The sequence below is a fragment of the Flavobacterium wongokense genome, from assembly GCF_021608265.1.
In the GTDB taxonomy this organism is placed as follows: Bacteria; Bacteroidota; Bacteroidia; order Flavobacteriales; family Flavobacteriaceae; genus Flavobacterium; species Flavobacterium wongokense.
In genome coordinates this window covers 640562-660885 of the sequence record NZ_JAKIHP010000002.1, presented here as the reverse complement: position 1 = coordinate 660885, position 20324 = coordinate 640562, and the positions used below count along the sequence as shown (strand labels likewise).

13 protein-coding genes are annotated in these 20324 nt (G+C 39.4%); 5 read left to right on the top strand and 8 right to left on the bottom strand.

The window, feature by feature from the left end:
- Position 1: 1 nt before the first annotated feature.
- Positions 2-1216: a cation:dicarboxylate symporter family transporter gene (locus tag L1S31_RS09095; RefSeq protein ID WP_236464415.1), complete on the bottom strand. Its 1215-nt coding sequence runs from the start codon at positions 1214-1216 to the stop codon at positions 2-4.
- Positions 1217-1526: 310 nt separating this feature from the next.
- Between L1S31_RS09095 and rpsA the strand changes: the two genes are divergently transcribed.
- Both rpsA and L1S31_RS09085 read left to right on the top strand, forming a co-directional pair.
- Entirely contained in the window at positions 1527-3296 is a 1770-nt protein-coding gene (gene rpsA, locus L1S31_RS09090; protein WP_236464414.1) for a 30S ribosomal protein S1, read from the top strand.
- 90 nt (positions 3297-3386) lie between these two features.
- Positions 3387-4610, top strand: a complete 1224-nt coding sequence (locus L1S31_RS09085) for a T9SS type A sorting domain-containing protein (RefSeq protein WP_236464413.1) — start codon at positions 3387-3389, stop codon at positions 4608-4610.
- A 9-nt stretch (positions 4611-4619) separates the two neighbouring features.
- On the opposite strand, the gene L1S31_RS09080 is transcribed toward L1S31_RS09085, so the two are convergent.
- Positions 4620-5336 carry a hypothetical protein gene (locus L1S31_RS09080; RefSeq protein WP_236464412.1) on the bottom strand — a complete coding sequence of 239 codons (717 nt, stop codon included), beginning with the start codon at positions 5334-5336 and terminating at the stop codon, positions 4620-4622.
- A gap of 152 nt (positions 5337-5488) precedes the next feature.
- Between L1S31_RS09080 and L1S31_RS09075 the strand changes: the two genes are divergently transcribed.
- On the top strand, positions 5489-6103 hold the full coding sequence (locus L1S31_RS09075; RefSeq protein WP_236464411.1) for a fasciclin domain-containing protein: 615 nt from the start codon (positions 5489-5491) through the stop codon (positions 6101-6103).
- Positions 6104-6182: 79 nt separating this feature from the next.
- On the opposite strand, the gene pheT is transcribed toward L1S31_RS09075, so the two are convergent.
- The 6 genes from pheT to recG form a co-directional block, all read right to left on the bottom strand.
- Entirely contained in the window at positions 6183-8606 is a 2424-nt protein-coding gene (pheT, locus tag L1S31_RS09070) for a phenylalanine--tRNA ligase subunit beta (RefSeq protein ID WP_236464410.1), read from the bottom strand.
- 89 nt (positions 8607-8695) lie between these two features.
- Complete coding sequence (locus L1S31_RS09065; protein ID WP_236464409.1) at positions 8696-9559, bottom strand: bestrophin family protein; 864 nt, start codon at positions 9557-9559, stop codon at positions 8696-8698.
- A gap of 32 nt (positions 9560-9591) precedes the next feature.
- Entirely contained in the window at positions 9592-10896 is a 1305-nt protein-coding gene (locus L1S31_RS09060) for a TolC family protein (RefSeq protein WP_236464408.1), read from the bottom strand.
- 3 nt (positions 10897-10899) lie between these two features.
- Positions 10900-13986 carry an efflux RND transporter permease subunit gene (locus L1S31_RS09055; protein ID WP_236464407.1) on the bottom strand — a complete coding sequence of 1029 codons (3087 nt, stop codon included), beginning with the start codon at positions 13984-13986 and terminating at the stop codon, positions 10900-10902.
- 3 nt (positions 13987-13989) lie between these two features.
- Entirely contained in the window at positions 13990-15048 is a 1059-nt protein-coding gene (locus L1S31_RS09050; protein WP_236464406.1) for an efflux RND transporter periplasmic adaptor subunit, read from the bottom strand.
- A gap of 101 nt (positions 15049-15149) precedes the next feature.
- Positions 15150-17258, bottom strand: a complete 2109-nt coding sequence (gene recG / locus L1S31_RS09045) for an ATP-dependent DNA helicase RecG (protein WP_236464405.1) — start codon at positions 17256-17258, stop codon at positions 15150-15152.
- Positions 17259-17347: 89 nt separating this feature from the next.
- On the opposite strand from recG, the gene L1S31_RS09040 reads away from it, so the two are divergent.
- Positions 17348-19423, top strand: a complete 2076-nt coding sequence (locus L1S31_RS09040) for a M1 family metallopeptidase (protein WP_236464404.1) — start codon at positions 17348-17350, stop codon at positions 19421-19423.
- Positions 19420-20322 carry a patatin-like phospholipase family protein gene (locus L1S31_RS09035; RefSeq protein WP_236464403.1) on the top strand — a complete coding sequence of 301 codons (903 nt, stop codon included), beginning with the start codon at positions 19420-19422 and terminating at the stop codon, positions 20320-20322. The genes L1S31_RS09040 and L1S31_RS09035 overlap by 4 nt, the downstream gene beginning before the upstream one ends.
- The last annotated feature ends 2 nt before the right edge of the window (positions 20323-20324 follow it).

Below are 20324 nucleotides of genomic sequence, written 5' to 3'. Positions count from 1 at the left end.
GTTAATCCAAATCCATCGGATGCTCGGGATCCACAAATTCATTTTCATTTTTGGAAATGACAACCGCTGCAACTCCGTTTCCGATAAAATTGGTAATGGCTCTTGCTTCGCTCATGAATTTATCAACGCCCAAAAGGAAAGCCAAGCCTTCCAATGGAATCTTATGAATGGCTGTTAATGTTGAAGCCAAAACAATAAAACCACTTCCGGTAACGCCCGCAGCACCTTTTGAAGTAATCATCAACAACCCAACTATCGTTAGGATTTCGCCAAAAGTCAGGTGTACATTGTACAATTGCGCCAGGAAAATAATTGCCATGGACAGATAAATGGCTGTTCCGTCAAGATTAAAGGAATAACCTGTTGGAACTACCAATCCAACAACCGATTTGCTACATCCCATTTTTTCCAGCTTGTGCATCAAATTGGGAAGCGCAGGTTCTGAAGATGAGGTTCCGAGTACAATGAGCAATTCGGCTTTAAGGTATTTGATGAACTCCCAAATGCTGAGTTTGTAATAGCGGAGAATGCTTCCCAATATCAGGAATATAAAAATTGCCATGGTGATATATACGGTAAGCATTAATTTTCCCAACGGAATTAAAGTGTGCAGGCCGAATTTGCCAATGGTGTACGCCATTCCACCAAAAGCGCCAAGAGGAGCGAGGTACATGACAAATTTTAATGTCTTGAAAACGATAGCTGAAGCTTTGTATAAAATTTCGATGGCTGATTGTCTTTTTTTGAAATAGGTCAATATAATTCCACAGATAATTGCAAAAACCAAAACCTGCAGTGTAAAGTTATTGAGGAAAAATTCCAGCCAGTTGAAGGAAGTTGGGCCTAAAGTATATTTGCTGGCATCTTCAATGTCCAAACCCGATTTATCTATTTTCCCAGGTTGGATGATGTATGCCGCAAGAACGCCAATGATGAGTGCAAAGGTTGTTACCACTTCAAAATAGATCAGTGATTTGATTCCGATGCGGCCTACTTTTTTCAAATCACCCATGCCTGCAATTCCCAAAACGATGGTCAGGAAAATAATTGGACCTATAAAAACCTTGATAAGTTGAATGAATGAATCACCGACAATTTTCATCTGCTGGCCTTTTTCAGGATTGAAATGCCCAAGCAAAACCCCACAAACAATGGCGATTAAAACCCAAAAGGTGAGGTTGGTTGTGATTTTGAATAAAAGCGATTCCTTTTTCATTGTCCGAATGTAGTATTTTTTCAATACAAATCCCAATCCAGCCCTGATGGGAGCAAGCTACCATGTAGCGCGTACAGCAGGAAAATGGAAACCATTGAAGCCCAAGCCAATCGCTCCTGAAAAATTAACTTTTTGTTAGTCTAATTTCTTTCTGTAAATGTTTTGTAATTAAGAAATTATGTTTAATTTTGCAGACCTTTTTGGCGAAGAAGAGTTTCCATTAGGTATCAACATTTTAAAACTAACACTGTTGTGTTTTTAATCGCATCAAGAAACTCGAAGAGCATAACATACAAATTATTTTATCAGCATGGCTGTATTAAACAAAGAACAAGAAGCGTTTTTAAATGAGTTCAACTGGCATAATTATGCAGAAGGAATTGACGCAGTAGACCAGAAAAACTTAGAAGAGTTTGAAAATTTAGTAACTAAAACTTTCATTTCAACTGACCAAGAGGAAGTTGTAGAAGGAGTAGTTGTTAGAATTACAGACAGAGACGCAATTGTTGACATCAACGCGAAATCAGAAGGTGTAATTTCATTGAATGAGTTCCGTTACAACCCAGGGCTAAAAGTGGGTGACAAAGTAGAAGTATTAATTGACGTTCGTGAGGACAAAACAGGTCAATTGGTATTATCTCACAGAAAAGCAAGAACTATCAAATCATGGGATAGGGTTATTGCTGCTAACGAAACTGGAGAAATTGTTCAAGGTTTTGTTAAATGTAGAACTAAAGGAGGTATGATCGTTGACGTTTTCGGAATCGAGGCGTTCTTACCAGGTTCACAAATTGATGTGAAGCCAATCCGTGATTACGATGTATACGTAAACAAAATGATGGAGTTCAAAGTAGTGAAAATCAACCACGAATTCAAAAACGTAGTAGTATCTCACAAAGCTCTTATCGAAGCTGATATCGAAGTTCAGAAAAAAGAAATCATTGGTCAATTAGAAAAAGGACAAGTATTGGAAGGTATTGTGAAAAACATTACTTCTTATGGTGTGTTCATCGACCTTGGTGGTGTTGACGGATTAATCCACATTACTGACCTTTCCTGGTCAAGAATCAACCACCCAAGTGAAGTTCTTGAATTAGATCAAAAATTAAACGTTGTAATCCTTGATTTCGATGATGAGAAAACAAGAATTCAATTAGGATTGAAACAATTAAACGCTCACCCTTGGGATGCATTGGATTCTAAATTAGAAATCGGTGACAAAGTAAAAGGTAAAGTAGTTGTAATCGCTGATTACGGTGCATTTATCGAAGTTGCTGAAGGTGTTGAAGGTTTGATCCACGTTTCTGAAATGTCTTGGTCTACGCACTTGCGTTCGGCTCAGGATTTCGTAAAAGTGGGTGATACTGTTGAAGCAGTTATCCTGACTCTTGATAGAGATGATAGAAAAATGTCTTTAGGTATCAAACAATTGACTCAAGATCCATGGACAGATATTACGACTAAATACCCAGTAGGTTCTAAACATACAGGTATCGTGAGAAACTTTACAAACTTTGGTATTTTCGTTGAATTAGAGGAAGGAATTGATGGATTAGTTTACATCTCTGACTTGTCTTGGACGAAAAAAATCAAACACCCATCTGAATTTGTTAACGTAGGTGACAAATTAGAAGTAGTTGTATTAGAGTTAGATGTTGAAGGACGTAAATTATCTTTAGGTCACAAACAAACTACCGCTAATCCTTGGGACAAACATGAAGAGGCTTTCGCTGTAGGAACTATCCACAACGGAACAATCGCTGAAATTGTTGACAAAGGTGCTACTGTAGATTTCGGAGATGATGTTGTTGCGTTTATCCCAACACGTCACTTGGAAAAAGAAGACGGCAAAAAATTGAAAAAAGGTGAAGAAGCTGAATTCAAAGTAATTGAGTTCAACAAAGAATTCAAAAGAGTTGTTGCTTCACACACTGCTATCTTTAGAGAAGAAGAAGAGAAAAACGTAAAAGCTGCTACTGAAACTGTTGCTGCTACTAACGCTCCAGCTCAAACTCTAGGAGATAACAATGAAATCCTTGCCGGATTGAAAGCAAAAATGGAAAAGAAAGAGAAAAAATAATTCTCCATTCTTTATGAATAGAAAAGCCCCGAGTAATCGGGGCTTTTTTTATGGATTATTTTCATAACTTTGAGTATCAATGTTTTTGCTATGAAAAAATGCTGCTTCCTGTCGCTACTCATTTTGCTGGTATCTGTCAGCTATGCACAGGTAATCAATTTTCCCGATGCCAATTTTAAGGCCAGGCTTCTTGATTCAAGCCCTAGTGCGGGCGTTGGTAAAGATGCTCAGGGAAATAACATTACAATCGATACCAATCATAACAATGAGATTGAGGTATCGGAGGCACTAACAGTTTATGGACTTGTTGTGCCGGGTTCGGGGATTTCAGATTTAACCGGACTGGATAATTTTAGTAACCTGACACTGTTTTTATGTTCTGCAAACAATCTCACCGATCTAAGCGTTGTCAGTGCGTTACCGAATCTTGTAACTTTATATTGTAATGGTAATTCTTTGACGACACTCGATTTGAATAGCAATTTAGCTCTCGAAACCTTGGAATGTGGCGAAAATGATTTAACCAGTTTAGAAGTTGGGAATTGCACAAACCTTAAAAACCTTTCCTGCTATCGGAACCTGCTTACGAATCTGGACACTTCAAATCTGATTCATTTGGAGTCTTTAAGGTGTGGGGATAATTTCTTAAGCCAGCTCAACGTTTTAAACTCACCGAGTTTATACGAGTTGGATTTCTTTAATAACCAACTTACACAAATCGATTTAACGGGTTTAGGGCAATCTGCTTTGGCAACCTCATGGGTTTTCTTTTTGAATTGCCGTTTTAACAATCTGATTGATTTAGACACTACAGTCATGTATCCGGGTGTACGGCCACGAATTGAGTGTGGCTACAATCCAAACCTTGCTGCAATATATTCCAAAAACGGAGTTACTTTTGTTGATGACAATCCGCATATGCCGCCGTTTCCGGGTTTGTATATTGAGGAATTGCCAAGCCTTCAATACATTTGTGTTGATCAGGAGAATTTTCAATATGTACAGGATAAGATAAACTATTTCGGCTATAGTGGAGTTATCGTTGATTCAAATTGCGCTTTAGCAGTCGATTCCAATGAAATCCACACCAGTTTTTCAATTTATCCGAATCCGGCAAGGACAATCTTAAATCTTGACAATCAATCCAATTATCAAGTAAAATCCGTTACCATCTATAACTTGCTGGCACAAGTGGTGGAAAAAACTAAGGGAAATAATCGTATTATTGATGTTTCGGCTTTGGCAACAGGTACTTATCTCCTCAGGATTGAAACGGATAATGGATATTTCAGCACTAAGTTTATAAAGGAATAATCGCTTGTTTTAGTTATTGTAGTATTGACGCTGCCAAATTTCCTCATTGAAGTTTTTGCCCATCATAAAAAAGTAATAGGCAAAAACCGCAAAGATAGATTTGAATGCAAACAGAAATATAATGATTGAAGCCAGCGGAACCGACTTACTCAAATTATTTTCGGGAACCAAAAGCGTAATGATGATGCTTACAATAATGCTCGCCAGGGTAAAATTCCAAAGGTTCTTAATAGGCAATACCAACAATTTCCGCCAAGGATTTATCTCAGTTCCCCATTGATGAATCAAATAATAATAGTCATTGCCAATCGGGATGAAAAGCAACGGGTCATCGTAGTTCAGTAAATGAAAGGATTTGCTTGGCGCAATGATTTTAAAGCCTTCGAGCGAAGTATTATGCTCTTTTTCCATCATTCGAATTTTGGAAATTGCTTCTTCCGGAATGTTGTTTTTAAAGATATTACTGTCCAAAAAACGCAATCGGTAATCAATGCAGACCGTTTTGATTTGTTCCAAATGAAAAATCCTGTCGGTTTCCAATAAATCAAACTGCAGCTGATTGGATTCTGCCACTTTTTTAGCCGAAATCTTTTGGGAAATCTTTTCACGAGCGAAATCGTTTTCAGCAAAAAGAGCTTTTACTTCTGCTAAAATTGCTGCTTCCGGTTTGAATTTTTTCCGTTTGGAAAGCAATTCCCTTTCAAGATTTAATTTGTTGGCAAGCATTTGACTTCAAGATAATTAGAAACTCTAAATTACAAATATTCGAAGAATAGTGTTGCGCTCTATCTGTTAAATTTTTTAGAAAAATCAAATCCATTAAAACCGCATCCAATTTTACGGCGTAAATGAGAACATAACTTTTAAAAAATTTAACTATGAAATCGAAGATTCACGAACACCAAGAAAACAATTTTAGAATTGTGAGTAGAACGACAAAATTTATTGCAACAGCATTTTTTGCTTTAACCCTTTTTGCAACCACTGCCATTTTTGCACAAAAAGAAAAAACAGTTACCGTTGGCGGAGCGCCAATGTATCCTTCTAAAAACATCATTGAAAATGCCATGAACTCTAAAGACCATACTACTTTGGTTGCAGCAGTTAAAGCGGCAGAATTAGTAGAAACTTTAAAGGGAAAAGGACCGTTCACTGTTTTTGCCCCAACGAATGCCGCTTTTGAAAGGCTTCCAAAAGGAACTGTTGAAACCTTATTGAAACCGGAAAACAAAAAAATGCTGCAAACCATCCTGACCTATCATGTTGTAGCCGGAAAAATGAATTCATCCAATATTGCTGCGGCAATTAAGAAAGGTGGAGGAAAAGCAACCTTGAAAACCGTTAGCGGTGGTACTTTAACCGCATGGATGAAAGGCGATGCATTATATATCACTGATGAAAATGGTAAAAGTGCCCGGGCTACAATTGCTGATGTCAATCAGTCGAATGGTGTAATCCACGTTATTGACGAAGTAGTGACACCAAAAATGTAATAGTTTTTATACTTGACTTCGAAATAAGTATAAAAGAAAAAGTCTCCCTTTTTAGGTTAGGGGAGACTTTTTTATTTGGTTACTGTCTTAAACTTGCGCCAACTTCGACTTCGAGGTTTTTCTGCAGTTTGTTCATGATTTTGTCAATCTGTTCGTCTGTAAGCGTTTTGGTATTGTCCTGCAGCGTGAAACTTACCGCGTAGGATTTCTTGCCTTCCGGAAGGTTTTTGCCTTCGTAGACATCAAACAGGTTTACCTCTTTAAGCAATGATTTTTCCGTTTGGCGTGCAATGTTATAAATAGCGTCAAATGCTACTGTATTGTCTACCAAAAGCGCCAAATCCCGGCGTACTTCAGGATATTTCGGAATATCAGTAAACTTGATTTTGTTGTTGATTAATTTTAGGATGAGGTTCCAATTAAAATCGGCAAACAATACTTCCTGCTTGATATCAAAATGTTTGAGGATTGATTTCTTAACGGTTCCAAATTCAACTATAATCTCACTACCATAAGCAATCGCAATTCCTTCTGCGAATACATCAGAAGCAACCGGTACATTTTGGGTTTTCCCAATTCCCAATCGTGTCAAAACCGAATTTACATAACCTTTGAACAAAAAGAAATCCGAAGGTTTTTGAGGAGTCGTCCAGCTTTCTGCCATTCTGTTTCCGGAAACGAACAAAGTCAAGTGCTTTGGCTCGTTATAGCCATTAAGCTCTTTGTGGTATGTTTTCCCGAATTCGAATAATTTCAAATCGCCATTTCTTCGGTTGATGTTATACGAAACCGCTTCCAGTCCGGAAAACAACAACGACTGGCGCATCGCAGCCAAATCATTGCTCAACGGATTCAGCATCATCACATTGTGGTCTTCCTTCAGCATGCTGGATAGTTTGACATACTCAGCTGTAGTCAGCGAGTTTGCCATCATTTCATGGAAACCAAGCGAATTCAATTGTGTTGCCACAATGTTTTGTACTTTATAATCTTCGGTTCGTGCCGAATTTGCAACCGTAGCATTTAATTTTTTGGTAAAATTGATATTGTTGTACCCATACACACGCAGGATTTCTTCAACAACATCAACTTCGCGCTGCACATCCACACGATATGACGGAATGATTAATCCCAAACCGGCATCAGAAACACTGTTAACTTTAATATCCAATGAAGCCAATATTTTCTTGATAGCCTCTTTAGGTAATTCCTGTCCGATCAATTTGGCAGTTTTGTCAAAATGTAAAAACACCGGGAAATCCTCTATTTTCTTAGGGTAAATATCCACAATGTCCGAAGTGATTTCGCCACCAGCAACTTCCTTAATCAAAAGCGCAGCACGTTTTAAGGCAAATTCTGTGATGTTTGGATCGATTCCTCTTTCAAAACGGAACGAAGCATCGGTATTCAAGGAATGCCTTTTTGCCGATTTTCGAATACTCACCGGATTGAAATATGCGCTTTCCAGGAAAATGGAATTCGTAGTTTCAGTAACTCCCGAATTTTTTCCACCAAAAACACCAGCAAGGCAAAGTGGCCCTTTTTCGTCGCAAATCATCAAATCCTCTTCATGCAGTGTTCTCTCAACATCGTCAAGAGTGGTGAATTTTGTTCCGTTTGGAAGTGTTTTGACAATGATTTTACCGTTGATTTTTGAAGCGTCAAAGGCGTGCAGTGGTTGTCCTAAATCGTGAAGGATATAATTGGTAACGTCAACAACATTATTTTTTGGCGTAAGCCCAATCGCTTTCAAACGATTCTTTAACCAATCAGGAGATTCCTTAACGGTTAGGCCGGAAATCGTAACGCCACAATATCTTGGCGCCAACTTACTGTCCTTAACATCAACATCAATCTTAAGTATTCTTTTGTCAATTCGGAACGAACTCACAGAAGGTGTAATCAACTCGATGTTGCTGTTTTTCTGCAACAGGCTTGCACGCAAGTCACGCGCCACACCATAGTGTGACATGGCATCAGCACGGTTTGGCGTTAAGCCAATTTCAAAAACTTCGTCGTTTTCTATATTGAAAACCTTTGCGCAGGGCGTACCAGGTTTAAGATTTGCATCCAAAACCATGATTCCGTCATGGCTTGTGCCCAATCCTAATTCGTCTTCGGCACAAATCATTCCGTGGCTTTCCTGTCCCCGGATTTTTCCTTTTTTGATTTCAAATTCTATTCCTTCGTTGTCAAATAATTTGGTTCCAATTGTAGCAACAGGGACTTTCTGTCCTTTGGCAACATTGCTTGCGCCGCAAACAATCTGAACCGGAGTTCCATCACCAAGGTCAACAGTTGTAATGCTTAATCGATCTGCATCTGGATGTTTTTCGCAGCTCAGGACGTGGCCAACAACAATGCCTTCCAAACCACCAAGAACGGATTGGTATTTTTCAACCACTTCCACTTCCAAACCTAAATCGGTCAGGATTGCCGCAGTATCTTCTGATTTTAAATCTATTTTAATGAATTGTTTAAGCCAATTGTAAGATATCTTCATATCGATTTATTTGATTTTTTCAAGGACTGCAAAGATAGTAAAATTAGGGTATGAGGCAATTTCAAACAGCTAAATTGTCCACAATTTATTTACAATAATTCTTCGACGTGTTTTTTTATGTTTTCTGCCATTTTATGCGTTGGCAAATCATTTTCATCGCCACCAAATGGGTCTTCAATCTCTTCGGCAATCAGCTCCAAACTAGCCAAAACATAAAAAATAAAAACGACAACCGGTGCTGTGTAATATCCCAAACTAAACGAATACCCAAACGGCAGCGTCATCACATAAAAGAAAATGAACTTCTTGATAAATGCGCTGTAAGAGTAGGGAATAGGGGTGTTTTTGATTCGTTCACAGGCGCCACAGATTTCTGTGAATGACTGAATTTCGGCATTCAGGATTATCAATTGGTCACCCGAAATTTTCTTTTCAATATATAAGTCATTTATTTTTTGGAACAGCTTTTTGGCAACCTGATTCGGTTTGTGTTTGTGATGGTCAATTTCCAAATCGACATCATCGAAGAGTTGTTGGGTAACCTCTGAATTGTTCAGGTGTTTATGAAGTATAGCAGCATAATTCGGAATCATTTTCCTGAAATAAGACCTGTCTTTTTCATCTTGTAAAATCACAGCCAGTTTTATGGCGAAATTACGGCTGTTGTTGACCAAACTTCCCCATTGCCTTCTGCCTTCCCACCAACGATCGTAAGCGGTATTAGTCCTGAAAACCAGCAATAACGAAATCACGAAACCAAGCATACCGTGCATGATGGTGATGTTTTTTACATAACTGTTTTCGGCAAGCTTCCAGATTTCAACTTCGAAGTATCCTATAATTGCAGCATACACGCCAATTGCAAACATTATCGGCAGCAGTGTCCTGAACGTATCGGCTTTGTGGAAACGGAAAATAAAGGTAAACCAGTCTTTGGTGTTGTAGGATATCATTTTGACAAATAAAAAATAATGTCAAAAATACATTAAAAACTCATATTCCCAGCCAATTCCTTGAGCGAAATCTCAGATAGTTTTGCCTGGAACTGCGCATTGCTGTTACGTACTTTGGCATTCAGATAGTTCAGTTGCGCTGTTCTGACTTCGATTGTAGTTATGGTTCCAATCCTATATTTTTCGAGAGTAATGTCAAGATTCTGTTTGGCAATGGATTCATTTTTCTGCTCGAGTTTCATCAATTCCAGGTTGGTCAGATAGGTTTGATATGAAGTAGTCAATGTAGCCTGTAGTGTTTGGTTTTGTTGCTCAATGGCGATATTGGCATTGTCAATTAAAAGTTTGGCCACTTTTTCATTGCGTCTCTGATTGAAACCGTCAAACAAATTCAGGGTTGCAGTAAATCCGTAATTCAATCCTTTGGAAGACGATTGCGTCACAAATCCAAGGCTCGATTCACTTTCATTGAAATTATATGCTGAGTTTACCGAAATCACAGGATAACGATCGGCTTTGACCTGCTTCAATTGCAACTCGGCAATTTTCTTATTCAAGACCTGTGCTTCCAATTGCGGATTTTGTTTTTCGGCAAGCGAAATCAATTCGGGCAATAATAATTTATCATCAACGGCAATTACATCAACCACTTTGAAATCAGTTTTTATATCCCGCGCCAGCATTTGATTGAGCAGGGTTTTGGTATTGGCATACAATTCCTTTTGCTTCAGATAAGTGGTAGTGTCGGTATTCAAATCGACCTGCGCATTCAAAACCTCCAGTTTGGAAGCTTTCCCAATCGTAAACCTGTTTTGTGCCAATGTAACCCGCTGATTTGAAATTACGAGTGTGCTGTCTAAGGCAGAAAGCTGCTGTTGTTGCTGGACCAAATCATAATAGGTGGAGGTCACATCACTGATTTTGGTAATGACGGTCAGCTTCAGTTCGGCTTCCCCTAATTTTTGCACAGCCTTTAACTGATCGTGTTTCGCAAACATCTTAAATCCGTCAAAAACGGTCCAATCTAATCCGACTCCATACACCAGGCTATTGTTTTTGGCATTGTTGAGTTTGTTTATAGTTCCGTCAGAGCGCGTTTGTGTTGTATTTTGAATGCTGTTGTTATCGACTACGTTAGCGCCTATTTTTGGCAGCATTCCGGCATTTCCGGCAGTAACATTTGTTTTGTCAATGTTCAGTTCATTTTTTGAAATCCTGATTTCGTAATTATTTTCCAAAGCAATCTTTACGGCGTCTTCAAGGGTCAATACTTCCTGAGCTTGTATTTTGGACACAAATCCCAATAATATAATGATATATAATAACTTCACTTTCATAATTTACTTCTCTAAAGCTTCAAGATTGTCAAATTCAGGGCGGTGTTTTTTCTGCCTTGACCACATTAAATAAATTGAAGGAATGACAAACAACGTTAAGATTAGTGAGAAAATCGTTCCGCCTACAATGACAACTCCCATTCCAATTCTACTAGTTGATGCGGCTCCCAATGACAAGGCAATTGGCAAAGCACCTAAAGCAATTGCTAAACTGGTCATTAGGATTGGGCGCAAACGCGCTTCCGAAGCTTCTAAAATAGCCTGGAGTTTTGGTTTGCCCTGTTCCCGCAGTTGATTCGCAAACTCAACAATCAAAATTCCGTTCTTTGTCACAAGGCCAATAAGCATTACGGTTCCAATCTGGCTGAAGATATTCCAGGTCTGTCCAAACAACCAAAGCGAAAATAAAGCTCCGGCAACGGCCATTGGCACGGTCAGGATTATAATGAAGGGATCGATGAAACTCTCAAATTGGGCTGCAAGGATCAAATAAATAAGCAGTAAAGCCAAGCCAAATGCAAAAGCGGTATTTGAACTGCTTTCTACAAAATCCCTTGATTCTCCACCTAAATCGGTTGTAAAGCTGCTGTCTAAAACTTTAGCCTTGATTTCATCCATGGCGTCTATTCCGTCACTGATGCTTTTTCCTGGAGCCAAACCAGCAGAAACGGTCGCCGACATATAACGGTTGTTATGGTATAATTGAGGAGGATTACTTTCTTCATTTACTTTCACAACGTTGTCTAATTGAATGAGTTCGCCCTTGTTATTTTTAACAAACATTGAAGTCAAATCTAAAGGCTCGTCACGGTCTTTTTCGTCAAACTGGCCAATAACCTGGTACTGTTTTCCGTTCCTCATAAAATAACCGAAACGTTGTCCGCTCAAAGACAATTGCAAAGTCTGCGCAACATCCAAAACCGAAATCCCAAGGCTTTCTGCCTTTTCACGATCGATGGTCACATTGATTTCGGGTTTGTTGAATTTTAAATTCACATCCACATTCGAGAATGTCTCATTTTGATTCGCCAAATCCATAAATTCCGGAATCTTTTCGCGCAGCTTTTCAAAATTTGGCGCCTGAATGATGTACTGTATCGGAAGGCCGCCACGCTTATTTACAGCGATGGTTGGCTGCTCGGTGACCGTTACCTTTGCCTGAGAATATTTTTTGGTCCATTTGGTAAATTTCTCCGCAATCTCGGCCTGCTTTCTTTCACGGTCTTCAGGGTCTTTCAGGGCAAGACGCACACGTCCGCTGTTTACGGTTGAAGAAGAGAAGCCTGGCGCTGTTATGACCAATGCTATTTTTTTCTCCGGAATGGAATCGTCTATCATTTTCGATAATTCCTGCATGAACCTGTCGGTGTAATCGTAAGTAGAGCCTTCAGGAGTTGTAACTCCAACAACAATCAGGTTGCGGTCATCGTAAGGCGCTGTTTCCTTAGGAATGATTTTGAAAAACAACACTATCAATCCTATACACATAATGATGATTGGGAAACTGATCCATTTTCGTTGAACGAATTTTTCTAGCGAATTGGCGTATCCTTTGTTCAGGCTTTCAAAATAAGGCTCGGTAAACGTGTAAAACCTGGTTTTCTTCTGTTCGCCGCCTTTCATCAAATAGGCGTTCAACATTGGGGTTAAAGTCAGGGATACAAAGGCGGAAATCAATACGGCAGAACCAATGACGACTCCGAATTCCCTAAACAACCTCCCGACAAAACCTTCCAAAAAGATGATTGGTAAAAATACCGCAGCCAATGTGATGGATATCGAGATGACTGCAAAGAAAATCTCATTCGAACCTTTGATAGCCGCTTCAATAGGAGTCATGCCTTGCTCAACTTTCTTGAAGATGTTCTCGGTAACAACGATTCCATCATCAACCACCAATCCTGTTGCCAATACAATAGCCAGAAGTGTCAAAACATTTACTGAGAATCCGCATAAATACATAATGAAGAATGTAGCAATCAGCGAAACCGGAATGTCAATCAATGGGCGGAAGGCAATTGCCCAATCCCTAAAGAATAGGAATATAATCAGGATTACCAGTATCAATGAGATTAATAAAGTTTCTGCAACCTCTACAACTGACTTCTTGATAAACAGGGTATTATCCAGTGCTACATTAAGTTTAATATCAGCAGGCAAGTCCTTTTTAAAAGTGTCAAATTGTTTGTAGAATTGTTCAGCAATATCGAGGTAATTGGTTCCGGGTTGTGGAATAACAGCAAGTCCAACCATTGGTTTTCCCGAGGCTACTAACCGCGTTTCCAAATTTTCCGGGCCTAATTCGGCATAACCAATATCGCTTAGGCGGACAATCTTGTCGTCTTCAGCAACAATAATGATGTTATTGAATTCTTTTGAATCAGAAAGATTTCCCATCGTTTTTACCGTAAGCTCCGTATTGGCACCGGTTAATTTCCCTGAAGGTAATTCGACGTTTTGTTTTTCCAAAGCTGTCCTGACGTCCGAAACGGTAACTCCGTAAGAGGATAATTTTATCGGGTCAATCCAAATACGCATAGAGTATCTTTTCTGTCCCCAAATCTGAACACTGCTCACGCCGGGAATGGTCTGTAAACGCTCGGCAATGACATTTTCGGCATAATCGCTTAGTTCCAAAGCATTTTTGGTGTCGCTCTGAACAGTCATCGTTATGATGGGGTCGGAATCGGCATCGGCCTTAGAAACAACAGGCGGAGCATCGATGTCCTGAGGCAGACTCCGAACGGCCTGCGAAACCTTATCACGCACATCATTAGCGGCTTCTTCGAGATTTTTTTCAAGTTTGAATTCGATGGTAATATTGCTCGAGCCCTGATTGCTTGATGAGGTTATGTTTCGGATTCCGTCAATGGAATTGATTGCCTTTTCAAGAGGTTCGGTGATTTGGGATTCAATAATATCAGAGTTTGCCCCAGTATAATTAGTTCGAACAGATATTTGTGCGGGATCAATTGAGGGAAACTCACGTACGCCAAGATAGCTGTAGCCAATAATCCCAAAAAGGATAATGGTCAGATTGATGACAATGGTAAAAACCGGTCGTTTAATGCTTAAGGTCGATAAACTCATGGTTTACTTGATTTTTACTTTGATATCCGCTTCGTCCTTCAATGACATCATTCCGGATGTTAAGACAGTGTCGCCGGCTTTAAGCCCGGATGTGATTACAACGTCCTTATCGGTTCGTGCAAGCGTTTCCACTTTTACTTCTTTGGCATGGCCTTTATTGGCAATGAATACTTTTTTTCCATCCTGGATTGGAATGATGGCTTCGGTTGGAATGATGATCGCATCCTTAATATTGCCTAAGGCAAGTTCGATGTTGGCAAAGGTTCCCGGCAATAATTTACCACTTGAGTTTTCAGTCAGTGCACGGATTTTCATAGTTCGTGTTGTCATTTCAATTCCGGGTTCCAATGCGTAGATTTTGGCTGTGAATTTATCGGTCACATTTGGAACCGTAAACTTAATTTCAGAACCTTTGGTGATTTGTGAAGCGTATTTTTCGGGTATCGAGAACGTAATTTTCAACTGATTGCTGCTTACCAGATTGGCAATTAAGGTTGTCGGTGTTACATAAGTTCCGGGTGAAATATTCCTGAGCCCGATTTTCCCTGAAAAAGGCGCGCGTATGCTGGTTTTTCCAATTTGTGCCTGTATTAATTGGGTTTGCGCTTTCATTGTTCGGTAATCGGCACTTGCAATATCGTATTCTTCCTGGCTTATAGCCTCTTTCTGAAGTAATAATTTTGCTCTTCTTTCATTTTCTGAAGCAAGATTTTCCTTGGTTTTGGCTTGTGCCAATTGCGCTCTTAACTCAACATCGTTGACTTTTAACAAAACCTGCCCTTTGCTCACCTGGCTTCCTTCGGTAAAGGATATGTTTTCTACAATTCCCGAAACTTCACTGTGGATTTCAATCTGTTCGTTGGCTTCAATAGAGCCTGAAAGTGAAATGCTGTTTGAAAAATCCTGTGGTTTAACCACTACTGCGCTAACGGCAATGGGTGGTTTTTTGTCTTTTTTGTCACCGCCTTTTTCGTTTTCAGATTTGTTTTTTGTGATTCGGTATACAATCATTCCGCCAAGGAGAATGGCAAGAATTGAAATGACAATGTATTTTATTTTCATGAAACGTAGTATTGTAGTAGAGTTTACTACAAAGCTACTCGTTACCAATGAAAGTGGCGTCACCGTTAATTTTTATTTAACAGTTGTGCCTACAAATTTCTTTAGCTGATGTAATTCCAAATGTTTTTCTTTTTGGATAATTCCAAAAACACAGCCCTCATTGCCTGATGCTCAGGCAAAGTCATCGCAGGATCTTTTTTAAGCAGCTTTAAGGCTTCGTTTCGGGCAACCAAAAGGATTTCCTTGTCTTTTACCAAATCGGCAATCTGAAGATGCAAAACGCCGCTTTGCTGTTTTCCCATAATGTCTCCCGGACCGCGAAGTTTTAAATCGACTTCAGCAATTTCGAAACCGTCATTCGTTTTGCACATCGTTTCCAGCCTGATTTTACTATCGTTCGATAATTTGAATGAAGTCATTAAAATGCAGTAGCTCTGTTCGGCACCACGGCCAACACGACCACGCAGCTGATGGAGTTGTGAGAGGCCAAAACGTTCCGCACTTTCAATAATCATAACGCTCGCATTCGGGATATTGACGCCGACTTCAATTACGGTTGTCGCTACCATGATATTGGTTTTGCCTTCGGCGAAACGTTTCATTTCAGCGTCTTTATCTGCGGGTTTCATTTTACCATGAACAATGGAAATGCTGTATTGTGGCAATGGAAAATCCCTGGAGATGCTCTCGTAGCCATCCATCAAATCCTTGTAATCCATGGTTTCGCTTTCCTTGATCAATGGGTATACGATATAAATTTGGCGCCCTTTGGCAATTTCGTCCTTAATGAATTTCCAGACTTTCAAACGGTTGCTGTCATAACGATGCACGGTTTGGATTGGCTTTCGTCCCGGTGGCAGTTCGTCTATGACGGAAATGTCCAAATCGCCATACAGGCTCATGGCCAGCGTTCGTGGAATAGGAGTGGCGGTCATGACTAAAACATGTGGCGGGATATCATTTTTATGCCAAAGTTTGGAACGCTGTTCTACGCCAAAACGATGCTGCTCATCAATAATGGCCAATCCCAAATTGTGGAACTGAACCTTGTCTTCAAGGAGTGCATGTGTCCCGATAAGAATATGCAGGCTTCCGTTTTCGAGTTCCTCGTGGATGATTTTCCTATCTGCAGTTTTGGTTGAGCCAGTTAGTATTTTTATATTGATTTTCAAATGCTTGGCTAATTCAGTTAAACCATTGAAATGTTGATTAGCCAGGATTTCAGTGGGAGCCATCAGGCAGCTTTGAAAACCATTATCGAGTGCAATCAACATCGCCATTAAGGCAACAATTGTTTTTCCGGAACCTACGTCGCCTTGCAATAAACGATTCATTTGGGCATTGGTTCCCATATCATTCCGGATTTCCTTGAGCACTTTTTTCTGTGCATTGGTCAGTTCAAATGGAAGATGGTTTTGGAAAAAATTATTAAAATTTTCGCCAATGACCGTAAAGGCATGTCCTTTGATTTTATGCTTCCGGACTAGGTTTTTGGTAATTAATTGCAGTTGTATGAAAAACAATTCCTCAAACTTAAGCCTGAACTGCGCTTTGGATAGCAAATCCTGGCTTTTTGGAAAATGAATGTTAAATAAAGCTGCATTTTTCGGAATCAATTTCAATTCGTCCAAAAGATAAAAAGGAAGTGTTTCGGTAAACTTAGCCTGTGTTTCGATAAACAACTGCTGCATCATTTTGTTGATGACACGGTTCGAAATTCCGCGGTTCACCAGTGTTTCAGTAGATGGATAAACAGGCTGCATTGCTGAGCGAAGGCTTTGTTCGTGTTCGGTAAACAATTCCATTTCGGGATGCGCCATGCTGTATTGTCCGCCAAAGTTGTTGGTTTTTCCAAAAATTACATAAGGAACGTTCAGCTTCAAACTTTCACGTATCCATTTGTATCCCTGAAACCATGTGAGCTCTATTTGCCCAGTTTCATCTACGAAAGTGGCCACGAGCCTTTTTTTGGCTTTGCCAAATTCAACCGTTTTGATGTTGATGATTTTGCCGATAATCTGAACCTCGCTTTCGTTTTTCTGAAGTTCGTTAATCTTGTAATAGCGCGTGCGGTCAATATAACGATTCGGAAAAAAATTGATCAAATCCTCATAACGGTGGATTCCCAATTCCTTGCGCAGCAATTCTCCACGCTGTGGCCCAACGCCTTTAAGGTATTCAATGGGAGTTTGAAGGAGATTGTTAGACATTCGCTGAAATTGGTATAGCGAAGATAGTTTTTTAATTTAAAAATTAAAAAAGCAAAATGTGTATATTCGTAATCAAATAACACACACTAATGCGCCTACTATTTTTTCTTCTTTTTACCGTTTTATCTTTTGCCCAACAAACCCGGAAAGTAGATTTTAAGACCGCTCAGGGAAACATTACCATCAATCCAACTGAGAAGAAGGTTTTTGGTTCGGTTAAATATGTTTTAGAGGTGAGGCAGGATGTTGATACGATTAAGATAGACGCGCAGAACATGCAGTTCAATGCGGTTGAAATGAACGGAAAGGAAGCGCTGTTCATCAATTCCAAAAAGCAATTAATCCTTTTTGAAGGATATAAAAAAGGCAATTATACTTTGACTTTTACCTATGAAGCGCATCCAAAGCAAACGATGTATTTTAATGGCGATTTCAGCAATCCGACGATAAGTAGTCAACAGGTCTGGACGCAAGGGCAAGGGAAGAACACGAGTCATTGGTTTCCGAGTTTTGATGATGTGAATGAGAAAGTAATTTTCAACATGAACATTTCCTTTGACAAAAGATTCCAGGTTTTGGCAAACGGCGTTTTGCAGCACGAATATCCCGATAAGGAAAATATGATCTGGCAGTACAAAATGCAAAAACCGATGAGTTCCTATTTGCTGGCTGTTGCTATTGGCGATTTCCGACATAAGGTTGTGGCTTCCAAATCACACATTCCGATACAATTATTCATCCAACCAAGAGACACGGCGAAATTCGAACCGACGTATCGTTATTCCAAAAAAATATTCGATTACCTCGAAAAGGAAATTGGGTTTAAATATCCTTGGCAGATTTATAAGCAGGTTCCGATTGAAGACTTTTTGTATGGCGGAATGGAAAATACAAGCTGCACGCTTTTTACGCAGGATTGTGTGGTTGATAAAATTGGTTTTAACGATAGGAATTATGTCAACATTAATGCACACGAATTGGCGCATCAATGGTTTGGTGATTTGATTACGGCCCAATCAGGAAAGCATCATTGGCTTCAGGAAGGTTTCGCAACTTATTATGCCTTACTTGCTGAACGTGAGGTTTTTGGAGACGATTATTTTTACCATCAGTTGTATCGAAATTCGCTTCAACTTAGAAACGCATCCAAAACAGATACCATTCCGGTGATGAATGAAAAAGCAAGTTCGCTTTCGTTTTATCAGAAAGGTGCCTGGGCTTTGCATTATATGCGCGAAACCATTGGCGCCAAAACATTCCAAAAGGCGGTTAAAGCCTATCTGAAAAAGTATCAATACCAAAATGTGCAAACCGATGATTTTTTGGCTGAAATCAAAAAAGTGGCACCGGCATTCGACACCGAAAATTTTAAGAAAACCTGGCTTGAAGATTATCGTTTTCCGACTGAAACTGCTAATGATTTATTGTCTAAAAACTATTTTATGAATGTGCTTTTTAGGGTACAGCAATTACGGAAAAAGACATTTGCTGAAAACAAAGAAGGTTATAAGGAATTGCTTCAATCCAATATCTTTTATCCTGTAAAATCAGAAATCATTTATCAGATGAAAGAAGTCCCGTTCCAGGATAAAAAAGAGTTGCTGCTTTTGGCACTGCAAACCAAAGACATTAAAACACGCCAGGCAGTTGGCGAGTTTACAGGAGATATTCCATTGGAATTCAAATCCGATTACGAGTCATTGCTGGATGATCAATCCTATGACACGAAAGAAATTGCCTTTATGAACCTTTGGAAAAATTTTCCTGATGACAGGCCTAAATATCTGGCGAAAGCCAAAGACTGGATTGGCGCAAACGACAAGAGCCTGCGTATTTTGTACCTGACATTTTCGTTGCAGAATCAAAACGAAGAAAGCGCAAATTATGCTGAACTCATAGATTATACTTCACCAAAATATGAATCGCCTGTGCGTCAAAATGCGATTGTAAGCGCGTTGCTTATTAATCCGAAGGATAAAACAGTGCTTAAAAACCTGGTCAATGCAACTACGCATTACAAATGGCAGTTCAGCAAGTTTGGAAGAGACAAAATCAGGGAATTGTTGCGTCAGGCCAATTACAGGGCTTTGTTTGAATCGCTGCTTCCGACACTGAATGAGAACGAAAAAGTGCAATTACAAAAGTTATTAGACGAGAAACCATGAGGGCTTTAGTAATTTCAGGTGGAGGAAGCAAAGGTGCTTTTGGCGGCGGTGTTGCGCAATACCTACTTCAGGAAAAAATGTACAAATACGACATCCTGATTGGAAGCTCAACAGGAAGCCTGCTGATTCCGCATTTGGCTTTGGGAAAGGTTGACAAAATTTACGGAGCGTATACCAATGTTGATATGGGAAAGATTTTCGATATCAACCCGTTTGTGGTAAAACATAAAAATGATGTTGATGTGGTGACGATCAACCACTTCAATGTGCTTTTACAGTTTTTGAAAGGAAGACGTACTTTTGGCGAAAGCAAAAAACTGCATAATTATATCAAGGAAACCTTTAGCGAAGAGGAGTTTTTACAACTCAGGGATTCATTTTGCGATGTCATTGTGACGGTGACCAATCTTTCCAAAAATGACGTAGAATATAAATCGATTAAGGATTTTAATTATGCCGAATTCTGCGATTGGATTTGGATTTCCTGCAATTACATTCCGTTTATGAGTTTGGTTAGCAAAAACAACAATGAATATGGCGATGGTGGTTTTTCAAGCCTTGTGCCAATCCGTGAAGCGATTAATCGCGGTGCAACCGAAGTTGATGTTGTCATTTTGGAAACCGAAACGCAAATTACACCCAAAAGTGTTGGTAAAAATCCGTTTTCATTAATGATTGACTTGTTTCAGACCTTGTTGAACCAGGTTGAAAAACACGACATTACCATTGGCAAACTGGCGGCTAAGAATAAGAATGTAAAGCTGAATTTGTATTATACACCGACTTATTTAACCAACAACGCCCTGATATTCAATAAGGAAAAAATGAAGCAATGGTGGCAGCAAGGCTATGATTATGCCAAAAACAAGAGCGAGTTAATGAGTGACAACCTACAGTAATT